At 66.2% G+C, this 22,221-nt stretch carries 21 protein-coding genes; 9 read left to right on the top strand and 12 right to left on the bottom strand.

The window, feature by feature from the left end; all coding sequences use genetic code 11:
- The first annotated feature begins 47 nt into the window (after positions 1-47).
- Positions 48-497, top strand: coding sequence for an STAS domain-containing protein (locus tag AC4ELS_RS03105; RefSeq protein WP_064958423.1), 450 nt, complete (start codon positions 48-50; stop codon positions 495-497).
- Positions 498-671: 174 nt separating this feature from the next.
- On the opposite strand, the gene AC4ELS_RS03100 is transcribed toward AC4ELS_RS03105, so the two are convergent.
- Together AC4ELS_RS03100 and AC4ELS_RS03095 are read right to left on the bottom strand one after the other, a co-directional pair.
- On the bottom strand, positions 672-2,069 hold the full coding sequence (locus tag AC4ELS_RS03100) for a DUF1254 domain-containing protein (RefSeq protein WP_448445258.1): 1,398 nt from the start codon (positions 2,067-2,069) through the stop codon (positions 672-674).
- 85 nt (positions 2,070-2,154) lie between these two features.
- The gene (locus AC4ELS_RS03095; protein ID WP_499045781.1) at positions 2,155-4,512 is read right to left on the bottom strand and encodes an arylsulfatase; all 2,358 of its coding nucleotides are present in this window, start codon (positions 4,510-4,512) and stop codon (positions 2,155-2,157) included.
- A 135-nt stretch (positions 4,513-4,647) separates the two neighbouring features.
- Here AC4ELS_RS03095 and AC4ELS_RS03090 point away from each other — a divergent pair, with 135 nt between their 5' ends.
- The 3 genes from AC4ELS_RS03090 (at position 4,648) to AC4ELS_RS03080 (ending at position 6,495) form a co-directional block, all read left to right on the top strand.
- Positions 4,648-5,664, top strand: a complete 1,017-nt coding sequence (locus AC4ELS_RS03090; RefSeq protein WP_064881583.1) for an AraC family transcriptional regulator — start codon at positions 4,648-4,650, stop codon at positions 5,662-5,664.
- Between the two features lie 166 nt (positions 5,665-5,830).
- Entirely contained in the window at positions 5,831-6,181 is a 351-nt protein-coding gene (locus tag AC4ELS_RS03085; protein WP_064881630.1) for a heme-binding protein, read from the top strand.
- Complete coding sequence (locus AC4ELS_RS03080; protein ID WP_064881585.1) at positions 6,178-6,495, top strand: hypothetical protein; 318 nt, start codon at positions 6,178-6,180, stop codon at positions 6,493-6,495. Before AC4ELS_RS03085 ends, AC4ELS_RS03080 begins: the two co-directional genes overlap by 4 nt.
- 2 nt (positions 6,496-6,497) lie before the next feature.
- Here the strand turns inward: AC4ELS_RS03080 and AC4ELS_RS03075 are convergent, their stop codons facing one another.
- The 4 genes from AC4ELS_RS03075 to AC4ELS_RS03060 all read right to left on the bottom strand — a co-directional run bounded on the left by AC4ELS_RS03075 (position 6,498) and on the right by AC4ELS_RS03060 (position 9,483).
- The gene (locus tag AC4ELS_RS03075) at positions 6,498-7,709 is read right to left on the bottom strand and encodes a CaiB/BaiF CoA transferase family protein (protein ID WP_064881631.1); all 1,212 of its coding nucleotides are present in this window, start codon (positions 7,707-7,709) and stop codon (positions 6,498-6,500) included.
- Positions 7,710-7,768: 59 nt separating this feature from the next.
- Entirely contained in the window at positions 7,769-8,509 is a 741-nt protein-coding gene (locus tag AC4ELS_RS03070; RefSeq protein WP_499045779.1) for an SDR family oxidoreductase, read from the bottom strand.
- 63 nt (positions 8,510-8,572) lie between these two features.
- Entirely contained in the window at positions 8,573-8,935 is a 363-nt protein-coding gene (locus AC4ELS_RS03065) for a nuclear transport factor 2 family protein (protein ID WP_499045777.1), read from the bottom strand.
- Between the two features lie 38 nt (positions 8,936-8,973).
- A complete protein-coding gene (locus AC4ELS_RS03060) occupies positions 8,974-9,483 on the bottom strand; it encodes a MarR family winged helix-turn-helix transcriptional regulator (RefSeq protein WP_064958418.1) in 510 nt (169 codons plus the stop codon).
- An 87-nt stretch (positions 9,484-9,570) separates the two neighbouring features.
- On the opposite strand from AC4ELS_RS03060, the gene AC4ELS_RS03055 reads away from it, so the two are divergent.
- The 3 genes from AC4ELS_RS03055 to AC4ELS_RS03045 all read left to right on the top strand — a co-directional run bounded on the left by AC4ELS_RS03055 (position 9,571) and on the right by AC4ELS_RS03045 (position 12,451).
- Positions 9,571-10,053 carry a nitroreductase family deazaflavin-dependent oxidoreductase gene (locus AC4ELS_RS03055; RefSeq protein WP_254358730.1) on the top strand — a complete coding sequence of 161 codons (483 nt, stop codon included), beginning with the start codon at positions 9,571-9,573 and terminating at the stop codon, positions 10,051-10,053.
- Between the two features lie 52 nt (positions 10,054-10,105).
- Entirely contained in the window at positions 10,106-11,995 is a 1,890-nt protein-coding gene (locus AC4ELS_RS03050; RefSeq protein WP_499045773.1) for an acyl-CoA dehydrogenase family protein, read from the top strand.
- A 78-nt stretch (positions 11,996-12,073) separates the two neighbouring features.
- On the top strand, positions 12,074-12,451 hold the full coding sequence (locus AC4ELS_RS03045) for a hypothetical protein (RefSeq protein WP_055110804.1): 378 nt from the start codon (positions 12,074-12,076) through the stop codon (positions 12,449-12,451).
- Positions 12,452-12,460: 9 nt separating this feature from the next.
- Here AC4ELS_RS03045 and AC4ELS_RS03040 read toward each other — a convergent pair whose 3' ends face one another.
- Together AC4ELS_RS03040 and gabT are read right to left on the bottom strand one after the other, a co-directional pair.
- Positions 12,461-13,915, bottom strand: a complete 1,455-nt coding sequence (locus tag AC4ELS_RS03040) for an NAD-dependent succinate-semialdehyde dehydrogenase (RefSeq protein ID WP_499045771.1) — start codon at positions 13,913-13,915, stop codon at positions 12,461-12,463.
- Positions 13,916-13,946: 31 nt separating this feature from the next.
- Positions 13,947-15,293 carry a 4-aminobutyrate--2-oxoglutarate transaminase gene (gene gabT, locus AC4ELS_RS03035; protein ID WP_499045769.1) on the bottom strand — a complete coding sequence of 449 codons (1,347 nt, stop codon included), beginning with the start codon at positions 15,291-15,293 and terminating at the stop codon, positions 13,947-13,949.
- 111 nt (positions 15,294-15,404) lie between these two features.
- Between gabT and AC4ELS_RS03030 the strand changes: the two genes are divergently transcribed.
- Complete coding sequence (locus AC4ELS_RS03030; protein ID WP_499045767.1) at positions 15,405-16,883, top strand: PucR family transcriptional regulator; 1,479 nt, start codon at positions 15,405-15,407, stop codon at positions 16,881-16,883.
- On the opposite strand, the gene AC4ELS_RS03025 is transcribed toward AC4ELS_RS03030, so the two are convergent.
- From AC4ELS_RS03025 to AC4ELS_RS03010, 4 genes are all read right to left on the bottom strand, one after another.
- Positions 16,873-17,688, bottom strand: a complete 816-nt coding sequence (locus AC4ELS_RS03025; RefSeq protein ID WP_448445187.1) for an acyl-CoA thioesterase — start codon at positions 17,686-17,688, stop codon at positions 16,873-16,875. The genes AC4ELS_RS03030 and AC4ELS_RS03025 overlap by 11 nt on opposite strands.
- 80 nt (positions 17,689-17,768) lie before the next feature.
- A complete protein-coding gene (locus AC4ELS_RS03020) occupies positions 17,769-18,926 on the bottom strand; it encodes an acyl-CoA dehydrogenase family protein (protein WP_499045765.1) in 1,158 nt (385 codons plus the stop codon).
- On the bottom strand, positions 18,926-20,149 hold the full coding sequence (locus tag AC4ELS_RS03015) for an MFS transporter (protein ID WP_448445183.1): 1,224 nt from the start codon (positions 20,147-20,149) through the stop codon (positions 18,926-18,928). Before AC4ELS_RS03015 ends, AC4ELS_RS03020 begins: the two co-directional genes overlap by 1 nt.
- Positions 20,150-20,257: 108 nt before the next feature.
- On the bottom strand, positions 20,258-21,472 hold the full coding sequence (locus AC4ELS_RS03010) for a cytochrome P450 (RefSeq protein WP_448445181.1): 1,215 nt from the start codon (positions 21,470-21,472) through the stop codon (positions 20,258-20,260).
- Positions 21,473-21,578: 106 nt separating this feature from the next.
- On the opposite strand from AC4ELS_RS03010, the gene AC4ELS_RS03005 reads away from it, so the two are divergent.
- A complete protein-coding gene (locus tag AC4ELS_RS03005; protein ID WP_448445179.1) occupies positions 21,579-22,214 on the top strand; it encodes a TetR/AcrR family transcriptional regulator in 636 nt (211 codons plus the stop codon).
- Positions 22,215-22,221 lie beyond the last annotated feature (7 nt).

Genomic DNA, 22,221 nt, shown 5'->3' with positions numbered 1-22,221 from the left:
GCGACGGAGCTCAGCCAGAGCTCAGGAAAGACGGCGGGAGGCTGATCATGACATTCACGAACAACACCCCGGCATTGGATCGACACTTTCGGTACGGGAACTCGGCAGTCATCTGCGAGGGCGCATCGATGCGTGCGCAATGCCGCCAGCTGGCGACAGTGGTCACCGTAAAGGGAGACATCGACACCAACAACATCGATCAGATCGCGTCGTATGTGAATCGATTCATCCTTGCGGAGAAGCCATTGGCACTCGATCTGAGTGGCGTGAACAGCTTTACTCCGCAGGCGATCTCACTGTTCTACGACATCGATGACCGGTGCGGCGCACTCGGTGTGGACTGGGCGGTAGTCGCCAGCCAGCCGGTCGCCGCCGAGATCCACCACCAGGAGGTGGGCGTCCCGCTCAGCTCGTCGGTGCCCGAAGCCCTGCATCACTTCGCCGAAGGCAATACGGCACGCCGCCGGTTGCTGCCCCTGCTTACCAAGAGCGCCTGAGAGAAAGGCCAACACTATGTTGATCGATGTCCGCTGGTTGACCCGCCTGCTTCGTCATCGCCACCGGGCGGTGCGCGTGTAGCTCATCGCTACACCCGATAAAACGAGATGGCTGCCAGACCTGGTCTGGCAGCCATCTCGTTTTTTGTTGGCAGTTGCCTGGCAAATCCCTTGTCAGGGAGCCTTCTTCACCGCCGGCGGCTTCCACGAACCATCGATGATCGACGGCGGGGTCTCCTTCGGCCAGTACAGGCGCAGCATCAGGTTGAACTTGCCGGCCGGTGCGGGCAGCCAGTTGGCTTCCTTTTGCGGACCCGGGTTGTCGCGCTGCAGATAGAGATCGACCGACCCATCCGGGTTGGTGACGAAGGGGTTCCGCTGGCTCAGGGTGTAGCGGTTGAGCGGATTGTCGACGAAGAAGAAACCCTCGTCGTACATCGTGAGTGACCAGAATCCGTTGACGGGCGGAAACTGGCCCTTGTCGAAGTGCAGCGTGTACTTGTTGGCGCCGTCGTAGGTCTGGCCGTCGGTATCGGCTTCCGAAGTCGGGTAGACCGCATCCTGGGGGCGGTTGGCACCGAGGCCGATGGCGGTGATCACCGCACGCTGCAGATAGTCGGTTCCGTACTGACCGGTCTTGGTGGTGAACCGCCAACCGTTGATGTCATCCCAGTTCTTGGCAGCGGCCATGATCTTGTCGACCCCGTCCTTGGGAACCGACTGCAGGGCGGCGGCGACATCGGAGCCGAGCTTGTTGATGTCGAACTTCTCCCCGGGGGCGATGCCGAGCTTGGCCATCTTGTCCACGATCGGCTTGTCGGCCTCGACGGGCGGGTTGTCCTTCATCAAGGTGGCCATCAGATTGAAGTAGACCTCGGTGCTCAGGTTGTTCACCTGATCGCGAACCGGGGTCTTCATGTCGATGGCCGGATCGACCTTGCCGGCCGGCGGAGTATAGGGCTTGCCGTACGAGCTGAGCGGCACCAACGAGATCTCGTCCTGCAGCTTGTGTACGGCGGCGTAGTCCTCGGGCGTGCCATCGCAGTAGATGCGGCCCAACAGCCATACCGTCGAGGTGGGCGACTTGTACTCCTTGACGCCGGCGGGCAGCGTGCCCTTCCAGCCGGGACCGGTGATGGCGTAGGTCTGTGGACCGGTGCCCGTGGTGCGCTTCCCGGGAACCTCGAATACGTTGGTGTAGCCGTCGAGCATCGGGAACAGGTAGTAGCGGTCGCTTGCCTCCGGGAGGCTCAGCACCCACGGCTGATCTTTCACGTCGACGAATCCGTTGACGTACAGCGTGTCCGCGTTGGGCGCGGTGACGTCTCGGAACTGGGCGTTCGGGTACTCACGCATCCGCATCAGCTGGCCCATCGGGGCGCGCGGGGATTCAATCTTCTCGACATTGGTCATGACGCGTCGTGTCATCTCGACGGTGACCAGGGAGTAGCCGTAGACATACGCATCCTGGGCGATGGCCTTGGCCTCGTCGGGCGTCAGCTGCCCGGATCCGGACTGACCGGACTCTTCCGGCGACGACGGCGAACAAGCCATCGTGGCCATCATCAACATCGTGGTGCCGAGCACGACCAGCCATCTGGCCGTGTGCCGATCCTTCTTCACGAAAAGCCGTTCCTTTCTTAGGGTTTTCTGCCGGCTAGGTGTAAGCGACATGTACGCGGTGGATCCTTCCCTCGAACGGGAACGGCGCACGTTCGCGGTAGTCGAGCGACACCGGTGAGCCGAGACAGGTGCCGATGTCGAGGCAGTCGTTGGCGGTGAACAGCAACGGTGCGCTGATCGGGACCTGGCCATCGGCGAGCGTCTCACCGTTGCGCGCAACGGTGATGTCGAGCGGGCCGGCCGGGCGCGGATCGGCGTACTGGGTGGTCACGGCGAGAGTGGCCCGCCCCGGCGGCACCTTGTCCTCCGAGCGGATCTTGGTGCGCGACAAGATGAACAGGTTGTACTCGTAGCAGAGGTAGCCCTCGTCCAGATAGAGCGTCAGCCCGCCGGCCGCCGCACCGAGGGCGTACAGCACCCCGTTCGCATTGGCCGGGATGTCGACGTCGATGGTGACGACGTTGTTCTTGTTGCCGAGCGCCGGGGCACAGAACTCCGGCATCCGGATGGTGTCGCCCGAGAATTCCCACTCCTTGTACGGCGGGGCGATGCGCAGCTCCGGGTGATAGACCGGCACCCACAACCCACCGCCGATCGGCAACACTTCATTGCGCGCCGCTTCGACCATGAACATCTCTCGCATCTGGGCAAGCTTCTCGGGCTGTTCGGCGGCGAGATCGTGGGCCTGCGACCAGTCTTCGTCGAGGTGGTACAGCTCCCAGGTGTCATTGTCGGGGGTCCAGGTGGCGATCCCGGGCGGCTGGCCCGGTACCCACGGCAGCCGCGGTCCGCGCGCCGAGGCCATCCAGCCATCGTGGTAGATGCCGCGGCTGCCCATGATCTCGAAATATTGGGTCTTCTTGCCGCCGGGCGCATTTCGGTCTCCCAGCGTGCGGGCGAAACTCGCTCCCGCCAGCGGCATCTGAGGTTCACCGTTGACCGTGTGCGGCGGCACGATACCGACGATGTCGTAGATGGTCGGCACGATGTCGTTGCAGTGCAGGAACACGTCCCGCGGGGCGCTCTCGGCGGTGATCTTGGCGGGCCAGCGCACCGCCATCGGGTTGCGCGTGCCACCCAGGTGCGACGCGAGCAGCTTCATCCCCTTGTACGGAGTGCTGCCGGCCCACGCCCATGCGGCGTGATACTGGTTGTCGACCAGCGGGGAGCCCAGAACGTCGAGGCCGCCCAGCTCGTCGAGAGCGTCGATGTGCTGACGCACGGTGGTGGGAATCCCGTTCTGCGCCAACAGTTCGGCGATGGTGCCGTTCTGTCCCTCGCCCGACGAGCCGTTGTCACCCCAGATGTAGAGGAACAGGGTGTTGTCGGCATAGCCCAGCGATTCGAGCTCGTCGGTGATGCGGCCGACCTGGACGTCCACATGCTCGGCGTAGCCGGCGGCAACCTCCATCAGGCGGCGCTGGAACGGCTTCTCGTCCTCGGGGATGTCGTCCCAGGACGCCATCGCCTCGTCGCGTTCGGTGAGGGCACAGTCCTGCGGGATCCAGCCCTTGTCCTTGGCGCGTTCGAAAACCCGCTGCCGGTAGGCATCCCAGCCGTCGTCGAACTTACCCGCGTACCGGTCAGCCCACTCTTTCATGATGTGGTGCGGGCCGTGCAGGCAACCGCTGGCCCAGTACATGAAGAAGGGCTTGTCGGCGTTGAACGCCTTGTGCCGGCGCAGCCACGAGATGGCGTCGTCGGCCAGATCCTCCGACAGGTGGTAGCCCTCCTCCGGAGTCCGGGGCGGCGGGACGATGGTGGTGTTGCGCACCAGGTTCGGTTCGTACTGAGAGGCTTCACCGGCGAGGAAGCCGTAGAAGTACTCGAAACCCAGACCGGTGGGCCAGTTCTCGAACGGCCCGGCCGCGGTGGTCTCCTCGGCGGGGGTGTTGTGCCACTTCCCGAAGGCCGATGTCGCGTAGCCGTACTGCTTGAGCACCTCGGCCACAGTGGCACTGGACCGCGGGATCTTGCCGGCGTACCCGTCCCAGTCGTTGGCCAGCTCGGCGATCTGGCCGTTGCCGATCTCGTGGTGGTTGCGGCCCGTGAGCAGCGATGCGCGGGTCGGCGAGCACATCGCCGTGGTGTGAAAACGGTTGTACGACACCCCTTCAGCACAGATTTTGTCGAGGGTCGCCGTCGTCACCTCACCACCGAACGTCGAGGGCAGGCCGGGCCCGGCGTCGTCGATGAGCACGATGACGATGTTCGGCGAGTCATCGTGTAGTCGCTTGGGAACTTCCCGCGGGTTGTACGTCGACTCCTGCAACGTGCGGCCCGCGATACTGCCCGATGGGATCGGCGGGAACGGCAAAACACCGCCGTCCGGTAGAGCTGCCGCAACCAACTGGTCACCCTGCACGTCAGACACCGCGCCCCTCTTCTCCATAAGAACTGGGCTGTGCAGCCGACCACTGGTGGGGCAAGCCGCGCAGCCGTTTCACCCCGACCCGGGCATCTACTGTGCAGCAAACTGACAGCTTCTGTCTTGACATTCCGGGACAAATCTTTGACATTGTGGGACATGGCCGTGATCCGGGGCACGGCCCTCACGAATTTTCACCAGCTGGTCACCGAACTCGGTGGGGATAGTCACGCTCTGGTCGATGCCGCCAACATTCCCTACGACGATGTCGGCCGCCATGACCGCTTCATCTCCCTGCCCAACGGGGCACAGATGCTCGAAGACACTGCCGCCACACTCGAAACCCCGGACTTCGGGCGGCGTTTGGCGCTCCGCCAAGGCATCGACATCCTCGGCCCGGTCGGGCTGGCGGGTCGTAACGCCGCCACCGTTGCCGAAGCCTTCCTGATCTTCGACAAGTTCATGGCGGCCTACAGCCCGTCGATCACCGCGCGGGTGACCACACATCTCGACCCGGATCTGCGCCGTTTCGAATTCGAGTACGCCCTGAACCCGGTACCACCGCAAGCCCAGGCCATCGAGCTGTCGCTGGGAGTCACGTTGCAGGTACTGCGGCTGTTCCTCGGCGCCGACTACCGGCCTGTCGCCGTGCACCTACCCCATTCCGCGCTGACGCCCAGCGACGACTATCAGAGCTACTTCGGCTGTCCGCCCAGCTTTTTCGAACCGGTCGCCGGCTTCACCCTGCGCACCACCGACCTGCAGCAGCCACTGCCCACCGATCGACTTGCCCACCAGACCGCGGTCGACTATCTGGCCCAGGTGATGGGTGAATCCAACCCGACCACCAGCCAGCTGGTCCGTAGCCTGGTGCGCCAACTCCTGCCCACCGGGGTGGTCGGCCTGACCGACATCGCCCGTCACATCGGTCTTCACCCGAAGGCCCTGCAACGGCGTCTGCTCGCCGAGAACGCCACGTTCGCCGACCTCGTCGACCAGACGCGGCGCGAGTCCGCTCAACGTCTGCTGCTCGACACCGACCTCAGCCTCGACCAACTCTGCCACCAACTCGGCTATGCCGAGCAAAGTGTCCTCACCCGCTCCTGTAAGCGCTGGTTCGGCACCACCCCGACGGCGTATCGCAATGGCCGCACCGTAGTACCGCCGCGGCCCTAAAGGCCGACGCACCAAGACATGCCACGTTCTTGCCGAGCGAAAGATTCGTCGCACACACCCACTCCCACCTGCTAAAGTTCGGCCCGCCGGGCGATGCAATCGGCACCTGCCCACCTCGGGAAGGAGTCCCGCTGTGTCCCGCACACCGATCACCGTGCGCTACGGAATGGTGCCGGCGTTCGCCGCCGGTGCCGTCGGGGTTGTCGTCGGCCTGTCGAGTCCCGTGACAGCAGCCGCCGAGCCGCCACCGCCCAATTGCACGGCCGCCGATCTCGCCGGCATCGCCTCCGGAGTCGCCGCGGCAACCTCCACGTATTTGTGGACCCATCCGGACGTGAACGATTTCTACACAAATCTGCACGGCCGCCCACAGGAAGAAGTGCCGGGTGCCACCAAGGACTTCTTCGACGCCAACCCGCAGGCCCACGCGGACCTGGTCGGGATTCGTCAGCCGCTGACCGACTTCCGCGCCCGTTGCGGGATCAAGCCACCTGATCAGCCTCTAGGACAACGATGAACACCCCAACGTCTCGATCATCATGGCTCCGCGCGGCCACGGTCGCGCTCGCCTTCACCGCGCTGCCCGGCGCCATCGTCCTGGCCGCCCCAGCCGGGACCGCCAACGCCGACGTGTGCGCCAGCGCCGGGCGCCGGATTTCGGTCGGCGGCTGCGTCAACATCGCCGACGCCGTCGCCCCTTATGTTCCGCCGCCGGCCTACTACGCGCCGCTCCCGGAGGACGTGCCTCCGCCACCGCCCCCACCGGGTTCCAACGTCAGCGGCTGCATCGGCTACAACGGCCGGTGGGTACACGCTGGCGGCTGCAACTAGCCTCAGGCGATCGCGCCCGAGTCTTTGAGCTCTTCGATTCGGTCCCAGTCGAGGCCGAGTTCCATCAGCACGATCTCGGTGTGCTCGGAAGCCTGAGGTGCCCGGGTGGTCTCGAGCGGTTCGTGGTTGAACTGCACCGGCCCGCGCACCACCTTGAACGGCTTGCCGCCGTCACTGGCGTCCACCTCGACGATCATGTCGTTGGCGACAGCCTGGTCGTCCGTGGCCAGGTCGACCAGGCTTTGGAACGGCGCCCACTGACCCTTCATGGTCTTGAGGTGCTGACGCCAGTACTCGAACGGCTTGCTGCCGATCGCCTTCGCGATGAGTTCGACACCTTCCGAGGCGTTCTCGATCAGCGGCAGCACATCGGAGAACCGCGGATCGTCGGCGAGCTCGGGTAGACCGAGATGTTCGAAGGCATCGCGGATGTAGCCGGTCGGGCTGACGATGCACAGGTTGATGGTGCCGCCGTCGGACGTCCGGTAGTTGGCCATGAACGGGTTCACTGAAGTGGCGTCGTCGGGCATCAGCGAGCGCATCGTCTCACCGGTCTCCATGCCCTGCGTGACGCTGGCGCCGGCCGCCCACCACGCCGTGCTCAGCAGTGAGACGTCGATCTCGGCCGTTTCCCCGGTCCGCTCGCGGTGGAACAACGCCGCCGAGATGCCGCCCGCGATGTTCATCCCGCCGATCGAATCACCGAACGCCGGAATGCCTTGCGAAAGTGCACCGTTGATCGCCTCCGGGGTGAGCGCGTGCCCGACACCGCTGCGGGTCCAGAAGGCGGTGCCGTCGAAGCCGCCGGTATCGCGCTCGGAACCTTTGTCGCCGTAGGCGCTGCCGCGGGCGTAGATGATGTCCGGGTTCACCGCCCTGATGTGCTCGACATCGAACTTGTTCTTCTGCCGTTGGGCGGGAAGGTAATTGGTCAGGAAGACATCTGCCGTCTTCGCGATCTCATACAGCACCTCCTGCCCGCCGGGGGTGGAGACGTCGATGCCGACGCTGCGCTTACCGCGGTTGGGGTGCTCGATGAGCGGATGCCGGTTCGGGTCGAGCTGGAACCCGCCCATGTTGATGAACCCACGCTGGGTGTCGCCGCGCACCGGGTGCTCGACCTTGATAACGTCGGCACCCCAGTCGGCGAGAATGGCTCCCGCCGCCGGCACGAAGGTGAATTGCGCGACCTCGAGCACTCGCACGCCCTGCATGACCTTGATCAACGCGGCTCCTAACCGTCGGACTTACGGTAAGTGTACCGAGACCCGTGTCACAGCTGAATCTGCCCGCCGTCGACCGCGAGCTCCGCGCCGGTCATGAAGCTGCTCTGATCCGAGGCCAGGAACAGCACCGCAGAAGCGATCTCCTCCGGACGGCCGAGCCGCTTCATCGGCACCTGCGAGGCCATACCGTCGAGCAGATCCTGCTTCTGGTCCACCGGTGCCAGCCCGGTCAGGCCGGGAGTTTCGATCGGTCCGGGCACGACAGTGTTGACGCGGATCTTGCAGTCGGCCAGTTCAGCAGCCCACGTGCGGCCGAGCGAGCGAATGGCGGCCTTCGACGCCGCGTAGAGGCCGAACGCGGCCACGCCCTCCGAGGCGGCAGTAGAACCGGCGAGGACGACCGAGGCGCCCTCGTTCAGCAATGGCAGCATCTTCTGCACGGTGAACACCGTGCCGGCCACGTTGCGATCGAAGTTGTCCCGGTAGTGCTCTGGGGTGACGTCGGCGAGGGTGGCGAAGTCACCGCCGCCTGCGTTCGCAAAAACGACGTCGAGCCCCTTGCCGTGCCCACCGATCTCCTCGGCGAGGGCGTCGAGATCCTCGATCTTGCTGATGTCGCTCTGGATGCCGTGGGCGCCGATAGAGGCGGCCGCCGCGTCCAGGCGGGCGCGGTCGCGGCCGGTGATGAAAACGTAGGCGCCTTCGTCGGCGAGCCGCCGGGCGGTGGCCAGCCCGATCCCCGAGGTTCCCCCGGTGACGAGTGCCGTCTTGCCGTCGAGCTGTCCCATGATCGAACTCCTTTCGTATGCGGTTCGTGCGTTCCGTCCGCTACAACATAGGTGATACGTCACCTATTCCGGCGAGTTCAGCACCGTCCACATCCGGACGATTCGCTCGCCCGATATCTCCGCCACGTCAAAGCCCGACGCCACGGTGCCATCGTCCGCGGTGCGCACCTCCCAGGCCAGAAATCCCAGACCGCGCGTTTGCCGGACCGGGCCGACCTTCGCGAAATGCAATCCGGAAAGCTTTTCCTGCAGTTCAGCCGCCTTGGCATCAAGTTGGGCGTGACCGGTGGCAACCCCTTCGTCATCGATCCACTGCACATCATCCGCGTACGTGGTCGCGATGGCTACGGCCCGGAGTTGCGGGTCGCGCTGGTCGAACACAGCCAGAAGATTGGCCTCCATCAGACGGGTGATCACTTCACTCATTTCGACTCCTGACATTTAAGTGATACTTCACCTAAATGCTAACTCGGCGCAGGAGGCAGCGAGCTGTTGTGGTCGAGGTTGACGTGGATGTGCTCCAGCGCCGCAGTGAACGGTGCGAGCAGGTTTTCGGGCAGGGGATCGAAGAAAAGTCTGCGCACCAGATCGACATGACCAGGCGCGGCCTCCCCGATCGCCTGCCGACCATTCTCGGTGAGGATGACGTTGGTGGTGCGACCGTCCTCGACGCTGGCGCGGCGTTCGGTCAGGCCACGTTCCTCCATACGACGCAACTGATGTGACAGCCGACTGCGTTCCCAGCCGATCTGCGCGGCGAGGTCGCTGACGCGCATGCCGTCGTCACCCACGTTGCTCAACGCCACCAGCACGTCATAGTCGGCGAGCGACAACCCCGAATCGGCCTGCAGCTGGCGGTTCATTTCGTAGTTCATCCGCAATTGCACGCGCATGTAGGCGACCCAGGCACGCTGCTGCTTGGGTGTCAGCCAACCCTGCTTCGGTGATGTGTCCCGCACTTTTCTCGGCGCCACTTCGTCAGTATGACGGTCCACACCGCAGTTGAACCCAGCCGCGCCCGGCGGTCCGGCGAAACCGGTGCGGGTCCCTATGCTGGCCGGGTGAGGCTCCTCGGCGCGGTGGCCGGCAGTCCGTATGTCTATCGGCTGATGCTCAAGTGGCACCGGCTGGTCCCTCCGGTCGAGCGCCTGGCGCGCCGGCTCAGCCGCGGTCGGTACGGCGTACTCGAACTCGCCGGGCTGCCGTCGCTGCAATTGACGGTCGCCGGACGCAGGTCCGGCATCTTGCGGACGGTGACGGTTCAATACGTCTGCGACGGCGGTTCACTGTTGTTGGTGGGCTCCAATTGGGGCCTGCCGACCCATCCGGACTGGACCCACAATCTGCGGGCCACCGACCGCGCGCGGATCACTCGCGACGGCACCACCGAGAACGTCGCCGTCGAGCTGCTCACGGGTGCGGAACGTCAACGCGCGTGGCGCACGATTCTCGACTTCTGGCCCAACTACGCGTTGGCCCAGGAGCGCGCCGGCAGCCGCTCTTTTCAGATATTCGCGTTACGGCCGACCAGCGACGGAGCGTGAGCAGGGCCGTTTGCGGGTATGCCACCAGAGAACGGACATATGGAGGCCGGCGATGACCGCTACCGGAGAAGTCAACGAACGACAAGCCAGGCAGGTCGCCGAGGAGGCGCGGGAAGCGCGGTGGGACCAGCCCAGTTTCGGCAAAGAACTGTTTCTCGGCAGGCTGCGGTTGGACCTGGTCCACCCGCACCCGCGTGGTTCGGCCGAGACCACGGAGCGGGGCGAGGCCTTCCTCGCCGAACTTCGGGAGTTCTGCGAGACGCAGATTGACGCCGCGGTCATCGAACGCGATGCACAGATCCCGGACAAGGTCATCCAGGGTTTGAAGGGGCTCGGCGCGTTCGGCATGAAGATCGGCGTCGACTACGAAGGGCTTGGCCTGTCGCAGGTGTACTACAACAAGGCCCTCGCCCTGGTCGGCTCGGTTCACCCCGCTCTGGGCGCGTTGTTGTCCGCGCATCAGTCGATCGGCGTGCCGCAGCCGGTCTCGATGTTCGGGACCGCCGAGCAGAAGCAGACCTGGCTGCCGCGGTGCACGCGGGAGATCAGTGCCTTCCTGCTCACCGAACCCGACGTCGGCAGTGACCCGGCCAGGTTGCACGCCACCGCGACCCCCGACGGCGACGACTACCTGCTCAACGGCGTCAAACTGTGGACCACCAACGGGGTCATCGCCGATCTGCTGGTGGTGATGGCCCAGGTGCCGCCGGGCGAGGGACACAGAGGCGGCATCACCGCCTTCGTCGTCGAAGCGGACACCCCCGGCATCGTCGTCACCAACCGCAACGCATTCATGGGGCTACGCGGAATCGAGAACGGTCTGACCAAGCTGACCGACGTGCGGGTGCCCGCGGCGAACCGCATCGGCCGCGAGGGTGAAGGCCTCAAGATCGCGCTGACCACGCTCAACGTCGGACGGCTGTCGCTGCCGGCGGTGTGCACCGGAACGGCGAAGTGGTGCGTGAAGATCGCCAGGGAGTGGTCGAAGGAACGCGTGCAGTGGGGCCGACCGGTCGGTGAGCACGACGCGGTGGCCGGCAAGGTGGCATTCATCGCGGCCACTGCTTACGGAATCGAGTCGATGGTCGAGCTTGCCGGCGAGCTCGCCGACGCGGGCCGCACCGACATCCGGATCGAGGCCGCACTGGCCAAGCTCTACGGCTCGGAGATGACCTGGCTGATCGCCGACGAGCTGGTGCAGATCCGTGGCGGCCGCGGCTTCGAGACCGCCGAATCGCTGGCGGCTCGCGGCGAGCGCGGGGTGCCCGTCGAGCAGGTACTGCGCGACATGCGGATCAACCGCATCTTCGAGGGTTCCACCGAGATCATGCATCTGATGCTGGCCCGCGAGGCTGTCGACGCCCACCTTTCAGTGGCGGGCGACATCATCGACCCCGACGCCGACCTCAAACACAAGGCGAAGGCAGCCGCACAGGCCGGCAAGTTCTATGCGCGCTGGCTACCCACCCTGGTCACCGGGAAGGGTCAACTACCAACATCATTCACCGAGTTCGGACCACTCGGCGAACACCTGCGGTATGTCGAACGGGCCAGCCGCAAGCTCGCCCGCAGCACGTTCTATGCGATGTCCCGGTGGCAGGGCAAGTTGGAATACCGGCAGCGCTTCCTCGGCCGGATCGTCGACATCGGCGCGGAACTGTTCGCGATGACGGCGGCCTGCGTCCGGGCCCGCAGCGACACCCCCGACTCCGCGACGGAGCTCGCCGACGCGTTCTGTCGTCAAGCCCGAGTGCGGGCCGACCGGCTGTTCACCGAACTGTGGGACAACAGCGACGACTCTGACCGAACGTTGGCGCATGCTGTGCTCGACGGTCGGTACACGTGGCTGGAGGACGGGATCATCGACCCGTCGATCGACGGACCGTGGATCGCCCAGGACGGCGGCGAGGTGACCGAGGACGTACACCGTGTCATCGGCTGAACAAAGTACTTGCGCACGTGAACAACTCACGCCCGCAGGCTTCCTGACAGCCCGGTACGCTCGTAGACTCGATAGGTTATGACGACCCCGTCGAACGCGCACGGCGGCTGGGCACAGTGGCCGCATTCGGTCGATGCCCTCGATCACCGTCTCACCCGCAGACAGGCGCGTCAGATGAGCCGGCGATTCGACCGCGTTGGGGTGGGCATCGCCGCAGCCCGCCTTCGGGAAATCTCCTCCGGGGCCCCTGCCGCCGATGCCGAGCTGGAACGCGTCCAATTCGCCTTCGTCGCAGACGAACTCATGCACGACGAGCGGATAGCGAAGCTGGCACGCGGCAAGCAGCGCTGCGCGTCGTGGTTCGTGGTCGTCATCATGGGGCTGATCATGTTCAGCTCACTGCTGTGCATGGTCGTGCTGATGTTGAGCCTGATGCAGCACTCGGCGCCGTTCTGAGCCGACCGGTCAGTCGAACGCCACGCTGAAGTACTGCGTCTCCTGGAACTCCTCCAGGCCGACACGTGCGCCTTCGCGGCCGAGTCCGCTCTGCTTCATCCCGCCGAACGGGGTCGACGGATCGGACACGACACCCCGGTTGATGCCGACCATGCCGGCGTCGAGGGATTCGGCGAGCCGCACCGCATCTTGCAGCCGCCCGGCGTAAACGTAGGCGGCCAAACCGTATTCGGTGTCGTTGGCCCAACGCAGCAGGTCTTCCTCGTCGTCCCACACCACCACCGGGGCGACCGGGCCGAAGATCTCGTCAGCGAGCACGGCGGCATCCGGGGCAACCCCGGTCAACAGTGTGGGCGCGACGAACCAGCCTTCGGACGGCGCCTCGGCCCGCGCGGCGATCACCGCGCCGTCGGCCACTGCGGCATCGATCGTGGCAGCCACCCGCTGCGCTGCGCGCTCGCTCACCAGGGGGCCGATCTGCGATGCCGGATCGGATGCCGAACCCACTCGCAGCGCGGCCACCTCGGCGCCGAGTCCGGCGACGAACTCCTCGACGACCGAGGCGTGCACATAGAACCGGTTGGCCGCTGTGCAGGCCTGCCCACCGCCACGGAACTTGGCCACCATCGCACCGGCGATCGCCGCCTCGACGTCGGCGTCGGCGGTGACGATGAACGGAGCGTTGCCGCCGAGTTCCATGCTGGCGTTGACGATCCGGTCCGCGGCCTGCTTGAGCAGCACCCGGCCGACGCCGGTGGAACCGGTGAACGACACCTTGCGGACCCGGTCATCGCTCAACCAGTCCTCGACCACGGCAGCGGCATCGGTGGTGGGCACCATGTTGACCACACCGTCGGGAACGCCTGCGGCCGACAGTATTCCGGCGATCGCCAGTGCTGTCAGGGGCGTCTCGGCGGCCGGCTTGAGGACCACGGTGCAACCCGCGGCCAGCGCGGGGGCGATCTTGCGGGTCGCCATCGCGGCCGGGAAGTTCCAGGGCGTCACCAGCGCAGCGACCCCGACCGGCTTGTGCGTGACCAGGGTCCGGGTGCCACCGGCGGGGCTCACCCCGTAGGCACCGTCCGTCCGCACCGCTTCCTCGGAGAACCAGCGGAAGAACTCGGCGGCATAGCCCACCTCAGCCCGGGCGTCGGCCTGCGATTTGCCGTTCTCCGCGCAGATCAGGGCGGCCAGACGCTCGGAGTCGGCGACCATCAGGTCGAACACCCGGCGCAGGATGTCGCTGCGCTGCCTCGGGCTCGTCGCGGCCCAGCCGGCGAAGGCCCGGTGTGCGGCATCGACGGCCGAGCGGGCGTCGGCCACCGTGCCGTCGGCGACCTCGGCGATGGGCCGGCCGGTCGCCGGGTCGTGCACCTCGAACGTGGTGGCAGCACCGCGGTTCTGCCCGTCGATGAGGATGCCGTGCTTGGCGTCGAGTCCGGCGATCGCGTTCTGTGTGTTCACTCAAATCTCCAGGGATCGAGCCGACCAGCGCTCAGCGGGTCTCGGCGAAGATGGCGGCCAGGATGTCCAGCCCCTCCTTGAGCAGGTGGTCGGGCATCGACAGCGGCGGCAGGAAACGGAGCACGTTGCCGTAGGTTCCGCAGGTCAGCACCACCAGCCCCTGCGCGTGGGCGGCGGTCGAGACCCGCTTGGCCAGATCGGCGTCGGGTTCGGTCGTACCGGCCTTGACCAGTTCGACGGCGATCATCGCGCCGCGGCCACGGACCTCGCCGATCCGGGAATCCTCGGCAGCGATTGCCTCGAGGCGGCCGGTCATCGCCTTCTCGATCTCCACCGCACGGGCCAGCAGTCCGTCGCGCTCGATGGTGTCGATCACCGCGAGTGCTGCCGCACACGCGATCGGGTTACCGCCGTAGGTACCGCCGAGGCCGCCGGCATGCGGCGCATCCATGATCTCGGCGCGACCGGTGACCGCCGACAGCGGCAGGCCACCGGCGATGCCCTTGGCGGTGACGATCAGATCCGGCACGACGCCGTCGTGCTCGACGGCGAACATCGCGCCGGTGCGGGCGAAGCCCGACTGCACCTCGTCGGCGACGAACACCGCGCCGGCCTCGGTACACCAGTCCTGCAGTGCGCGCAGGAATCCCGGTGCGGGAACGACGAATCCGCCTTCACCCTGAATGGGCTCGATCACCACGGCAGCGACGTTCTCGGCCCCGACCTGCTTGTCGATCAGGTCAAGGGCTCGGGCGGCCGCAGCGACACCGTCAGTCTCGCCGTCACGGAACGGGAAGGACGTCGGAACCCGGTACACCTCACCGGCGAACGGCCCGAAGCCGTTCTTGTACGGCTGGTTCTTGGCGGTCATCGCCATGGTCAGGTTGGTACGGCCGTGGTAGGCGTGGTCGAACACCACGACGGCCTGCCGACGGGTGTAGGCCCGCGCGATCTTGACGGCGTTCTCGACGGCTTCGGCGCCGGAGTTGAACAGCACGCTGCGCTTGTCGTGGTCGCCGGGGGTGAGCCGGTTGAGCTCCTCGGCCACCCGCACGTATCCCTCGTACGGGGTGACCATGAAGCAGGTGTGGGTGAACGCCGCGACCTGCTCGGTGACGGCCTCGACGACGGCCGGTGCGCTGTTGCCCACGGTGGTCACGGCGATGCCGGAGCCGAAGTCGATGAGCTGGTTGCCGTCGGCGTCGACGAGGATTCCGCCGCCCGCGGCGACCACGTACACGGGCAATGTGGTGCCGACCCCGCCCGCGACCGCAGCTGTCTTCCGAGCCTGCATCTGCTGCGAGACCGGGCCCGGAATGGCGGTGACGATCCGGCGTTCCTGGGTGACGGCCGCACCCGCGATCTCGGCGATGCTCACGTGTTCCTCCTGCTGCTGGCGGTTGTCTGCCCTCACGCTAGGCAACGGCCACCGCGCGCGGCAGGTCAGGAATGCACATTCCACCGCAGATGATTGTGCAAAACTGGCAAGATGGTCCTGGTCGGCGATCTCCTCGACGCACGCGCACTCGGACTGAGTGCCGTCCAGGTCGGTCGCCCGGAGGCAGCGGTCCGCTGGGTGGCCACGAGTGAGCTCGCCGACCCGGGGCCGTTCCTGGAAGGCGGCGAGATCCTGCTGACCACGGGCCTGGAGACCGGCGACTGGCACGGCCAGTGGGACGGCTACGTGCGCAGGCTTGCCGACGCCGGTGTGGCAGGCATCGGATTCGCCGTCGGACTCACCCACGCCGAAACGCCCGCCGAACTCGCCGATGCCTGCCGCAGACACCACGTGAATCTGTTCGAGGTACCGCGCCCGACCACGTTCGTCGCGATCAGCCGATACGTCGCGCATCTTCTGGAAGAACAGGAGTCCACCGCCACCCGCGAGTCACTCAAGACGCAGCGCAAGCTCATCTCGGCGGCGGCCAAACCGGAGCCCGCCGTTGCGGTCATCACGGCACTGGCCGCGGCGCTCGACGGCGCGACCTGCCTGCTGAATCCCGATGGCCGCGTCGTCACCGGCCCGGTCGGCGCCCGTCGCAGCGAGTTTCCGCTCGACGAGGTCGCCGACGACGTCATGCGGCTCCAGGCACACGGATTGCGGTCGGCTGCGGCACAGTCCAACCCGACCGCCTCGGTGTCGGTGCACCCCATCGGTTTGCGCGGGCGGGCGTCGGCCTATCTGGCCGCCTTGATGCCGGCTAGGGCATCGGAAGAACAACGTCAGGCCGTGACGACCGCCGTGGCACTGTTGGGCCTCATCGACGAACAGGATCGCAGCCGTGCCACCACCCGTCGGCATCTGCGCGAACGGGCAATCGAGCTCATCGCCGAAAGCGATGTCCGCACTGCCCAATTGGTGTTGGAGGTGGACCAGGCGGGGACCGTGCTGCCGAAGCGCATTCGCTTCTTGCGGGCCACCGGGGACGCGGCCGCCATCGAGACCGCGGCGGCCGCTCTGGAACGGCGCGGCATCCTTGCCGGGGTCTACGCCGGTGAGCTGTGCGCGATCACCGAACCGTCCCGGGCCGGGTCGACGGCGTCCCGGTTGACCGAGGACGCGCTGCTGGTCGGGGTGGGGAATTCGGTCGCGCCCAGCGACGGCGAGACCGGTTACCGTACCGCCGGATTGGCGCTGGGACAGGCCACCGACGGCTCCGGTCCGGTGGTCTGGGACCGGGTGATCGACAACGGCCCCCTCGGTCTGATCGATCCCGACAAGGCCGCCGCCTTCGCCGAATCCTGGTTGCACGGCCTGGATTCCGAACAGCTGGACACGTTACGGTGTTTCCTGCGCCATCACGGGTCCAGACTCAAGGTCGCCGAGGAACTCGGCCTGCATCGCAACACCGTGCGCAATCGTCTCGCGGCCATCGAGAAGGTGCTGCCTGGGAAGCTCGACGATCCGCAGACCCGGGTGAGCGCCTGGATCGCCCTTCAGTCGGTCCCCGAGGACCTCAGGCCTTGAAGTACACGAACTGGTGGCTGGTGGCCAGCAACGTACCGCTTCGCCCGAAGAGGCTTGCACTCTGATCGAAGTAGCCGCCGGAATACCGGTGCGCCCGTGCCGTTCCCAGCACGAAGTCGTCCCCCTGAGCCGCGAGCTGCTCGTCGTCGGCGTGGAAGTACACCGAGATCGATACCGTTCCGGCCGGAACGAAGTGGCCACGCCGCAGGAACACCCGCGGATAGAAGATATCGCTCACCGCGGTCAAGGCGGCGAAATCCATTGGCCTGGAGGGCTTGTTGCGCACCCATATGGTCGTGGTCGAACTCGCCGATTCGGTCGGTTCGGCAGAATCATTGCCTGCATCCGGCATCGCGCCGTCGACGAACCGCATGTCGAAGTTGTCGAACCACACCACGCCGAACGGCGGCACCGACGGCTCGATGTCCTCGGGCGCCGGAGCCTGCGGCCACTCGACCTCGGTGTCCGACCAGCCCTCCCGGCGCAGCCCGAATACCGCGGTGGCCGTGGTCTTGACCTCATTGTCCTGGCCGAGTTCGACGATCCAGTGCTGATTGGACCGGTTGGTCTTGACCAGCCTTGTCACGACCTCGAACTCGCCGTCAGCGATCGGCGCCACATAGTTCACGGTCAGCGCGATCGGCTGGCCGTGCCGTTGTGGGTGGAGCTCCACCGCGCGCAGCAGGGTGGCTGCCGTGACACCACCGAACGGGCCCACCATGTTGGCCCAATCCGGCAGCGTCCGCCCGCGCCACCGGTCGTCACCTGCGGATTCGAGTTCAAGGGCGTTGTCCAAGGGATGCACCCGGCCACAGTACCCAGGCCGCCTGCGCGGGTTTTCGGCGCGCCAGGGGCTTCACGGGCGGCCTCACGACCGGCCGCGCCTCACTTCGCGGGCGAGTAGTTCGGCCGGCCCAGCCCCAGCGCCTGCTGGGCGATCATGTTGCGGAACACCTCGAGAGTTCCACCGTAGATGCCGGTCGGACCGGCAAGCCGGAAGATGTACTCGGCCCCGCCGTCATCGACGGCCCCTGGCGTACCGACGGACAAAGCGCCGGCCGATCCCACAATATCCATCAGGTCCGGCGACACTTCCCGCATGGTCTGGGCGATCGCAACACGGCCGTACATGTCGGGACTGCTCAGGGCGGCTTCCAGTCGGGCGACGCCCCGACCCAACCGGTAACGCGACGCCGCGTCGTCCGGGGCGACGGCCGCGACGCGGTCCACCGCCTCGGCCATCAAGGTGATGTGCTCGGTCATGGTGGCGAGCTTCTGCAGGCCTCGGGTCTCGCGTTCGAAGGTGCCGTGTTCGAGTTCGAGCGCGCCGCGCAGCACCGTCCAGCCGCCGTTGACCTCGCCGACGCGGTACCGGTCGCTGACCCGGACATCGCTGTAATAGGTGATGTTGGTGCGATCCCCGTCGACGGTGCGGATCGGCTGGATCTCGACGCCCTCGGAATCCAGCGGCACCAGGAACATCGTGAGGCTCTTGTGTTTGGGCGCGGCGGGGTCGGTGTTGGTCAGCAGGAACACGTATTGGGCGTTGTGCGCATTCGAGGTGAACATCTTGGACCCATTGATAACCCAAGTTGATCCATCCGCTTCCCTTACGGCGCGGGTCTTGCAGGTTGCGACGTCGGACCCGCCTTCGGGTTCGGTATAGCCCAGGCACAGCCGCAGCCGCCCGTCCAAGACACCGGGCAGGACCTCATCGAGAAGCTCGCGTGAGGCGAACTTCTCGATCGAATGCGCGACCATCGCGGTCGTACCCCAGTGGAACCAGGGGGTGTGCGCTCGGCCCACTTCCAGTTCCCAGATGCGGCGCCGGACCGCACTGAATCCGCCGTCGGCCTCGGCCTGGTAGTCACCGGCCAGGTACCCGGCCTTGCCCAGGGCCAGATGCACTGCCTCGTCGAAGTTCTCGCCGGTCTCGCGGTCACGCTGGATCACCTCGTCGGTGACCACTTCGGCCAGGAAGGCCCGCAGCTCATCCCGGAAGGTCCGGTCTTCCTCGGAGAGCTCGACGTGGGAGAAGTCCATCAGGACACCGTGACACTTTTGTCGCCATTTGTAAATATGACCGGTCGACGGCGCAGCAGTAGCAGAAGGGCGCCTCCGATGAAGGCGGCGACTCCCGCCAACACCAGGAACCCGTCGAAGCTGTTGGTGGTAACCAACATACGACTGAGCACCACGGCCCCCACTGCCGACGAGACGCCGATCACCGCGGACAGGATGCTGAGGACGGTGCTGTACACGCCGAGGCTGAAGTGGCGCGCCACCAGGTACGCGATGACATCGCCTTCGGCTCCCCAGGCCGCACCGAGACAGCAGACGGCCACGGCGAGAACACCGATGCCGTCCCACGGCGAGGCGATGAGCAGACACCCGAGGCCCGGCAGTGCCATCGCCACCGCGGCGACCACCTGCGCGGGCAGCCGGTCGAGCGCCACGCCGCACACGAAGCGACCGACGATGACGGCGGTCGCGAACACCGTGATGAGCACCGCGACGTCGGCGCCGGCCCCAGCGTCGCCGAGCATGATCCCGAGCTGGGTGGTGGTGACCGAGTGGTACAGATTGCACAACAGCACCCCGGTCAACAGAATCCAGAAGACCCTGCTGCGCCCGATGGCGCGGTAGTCCTTGCCTGCCTTACGTTCTCCCGCGCTCGGCGACGGGTCGCCGTTGCGTCCGGGCACGAGCACCAGGGCGATGACGCCGACGACGGCAATGGTGCCCGCGATGGCCAGACACCCGACACGCCAACCAAAGGTGCGGTTGACGACATCGAGGGCCGGAACGCCGATGGCGCCCAGCAGCGGCGGACCGGAGATCGCGATTGCCAGGGCCAGGCCCCGGGCCGCCTGGAAACGCGTCGCGACCAGCCGGCTGTAGATCGCCGGCGTCGTGGTCACCCCGAGCGCGATGAGGGCGACGTTGATCGCGAAGTACTGCCAGATGGGGCCGGACATCATCGCGTACGCGATCCAGCACGCAGGCAGTCCGACGACACCGACGGCGGCAATCCGCCGCACCCCGAACAGGTCGGCGAGGCGGCCGTAGAACGGCAGGAACACGAACGTCAGCAACGTGATCGCACCGGTCAGGGCGAAATCCGAACGACTCCAACCGAACGCCGCGAGGAACTGCGGCCCCATCGCGGCATTCGTGTAGGCGCTCAGGCTCAGGCCGGCGCTGAGTCCGGCGGTCGCGGCGGCCAGCGGTTGCCAGTGGGTACGCAGCTCGCCGAAGTACGTCATGGTGCCCCTCCCTGCCGCCGAAATGGCATTCCAGCAGGCCCTTACTCGCACTTCTCCTGCCGGAATGCGGTTTCGGCGAATGCTAGGCGCTGGAGGCCGGGTCGACACTCACCAGGTGACCGGCAGCTCCACAACGCCATAGATCTCCTTGTCGTTGTGGAATCTCAACTCCTCCGGCTCGACCGCCAATCGCAATCCGGGCAGTCTGCGCACCAGCGCGGTCAGGGCGATCTGCAGTTCGGCCCGAGCGAGGTTCTGACCGAGACACTGATGCACGCCGTAACCGAAGCCGAGATGCCCTCGGCTGTTGCGGTTTACGTCGAAGGCATCGGGCTGATCGACGAATCCCGTGTCGAAGTTGCCCGCAGGCAGGTTCATGAGGACCGTGTCACCGGCCCTGACGAGCTGTCCACCGATGACCACATCCTCCAGAGCAACGCGGTCCACGAGGCTGTGCACTATCGACAGATAACGCATCAACTCCTCGACGATGCCGGCCACCACGGCTGGGTCATCGGTCTCCCGTAGGCGCGCGGCAGCGTCGGGATGCTGGATCAGGGCCAGCGCACCCAGAGCGATCATGCCCGCGGTGGTTTCGTGGCCGGCAGCCAACAACATCTGGCCGTTCATGGCGGCGGTTTCGCGGTTGAGTTCACCCGTGGCCACATGGTCGGTGATGAGCCGACTCATCAGATCGTCACCCGGTTCCCGTTCCTTGCGGGCCACCAGGTCGAACATGTAGGTGAACAATGCCAGCTGGGCCTGCAGGCGCTCTTCCTCGGATGCGTTGGCGTCGAGCCCGGCGGCACTCTGCTTCTGGAAGAACTCGTGATCCTCGTACGGCACTCCCAGCAGCAGACAGATGACCATCGACGGCACCGGCAGCGCGAACTTGCTCACGAGGTCCGTCGGCGGACCGGCCTCGATCATCTCGTCGAGGAAGCCGTCGACCAACTCCTGAATCTGCGGTCGCATCGCTTCTGCGCGACGGAAAGTGAAGTCCCTGGTCAACATCCGACGCAGCCGCTGATGCTCGGGATCATCCAGACGCGGAAAGATCAGGGCGATCTCGCCACTCTCGGTCGGTACGCCGTACAACCCGGTATTGGCACTGAGCCGGTCGTCGACGAGGGCCGCCCGGATGTCCTCGTAGCGACTGATCATCCATACCGGCTTCCCCTTCCAGACTGCGGCCTGAAGTCCTTCGGTCTCCCGCCAGCGGGCGAAGGCCGGGGCCGGCGCCAACGGGCATCCGCCGGCGCGGGGAGCGGGGATCGTGGGAAGTTCGGCCTCCACCGACACGTCAGGACGAGGAATGGTCATCGGGCGGTCCTCACAATCTCCGCGGTGTCAACTGGCAGTCGGCTGCCAGTTGCTGCGAGGTTAGAGCGAGCAGATCTGGCAGTCAACTGTCAGATAGGCTGACGTCATGGCCGAAGTCGCGTCGATGGCAGAACGCCCGCTACGCACCGATGCGGCGCGCAATGCCGACCGCATCCTGCGGGCGGCTCGTGAGGTGTTTGCCGAACTCGGCCCCGATGCACAGATCGATACGATCGCCGACCGCGCCGGAGTGGCTGAACGAACGCTGTACCGCAGATTCCCGACGAAGGCTGACCTCCTGCGCGCGGCACTCGACCAGAGCATCGACGAAAACCTGTCTCCGGCAATCGAAAAAGCGCTCGCCCGGACGGATCCACTGCGCGGGCTGACCGAACTGATCGAGGCCGCCACGGCACTCGGGGCCGCCGAGCACAACATCCTTGCTGCAGCCAGGCGCGCGGACGCGCTGGCCAACATCGCGGATCGCCTCGAAGCCGCCATGCAGGAACTCACGACCCGCGCCCAGGATGAGGGCCTGGTTCGCGGCGACCTCGTCGCCGAGGATCTGCCGAGAATCGTTGCGATGCTCAACAGCGTGCTGTGGACGATGGAGCTCGGCAGCGACGGCTGGCGCCGCTATGTGGCCCTGGTCCTGGACGCCATCACCACCACACAGCCGCGACCACTGCCCGCCGCCGCACCCCTCAATAGTCCGAATTCCCTGGACAATTGGCCTATGTGACCGCGGC

Source organism: Mycobacterium shunyiense (assembly GCF_058270035.1).
The sequence above is the reverse complement of the archived record's forward strand: the minus strand, read 5'-3'. Positions and strand labels throughout refer to the sequence as shown.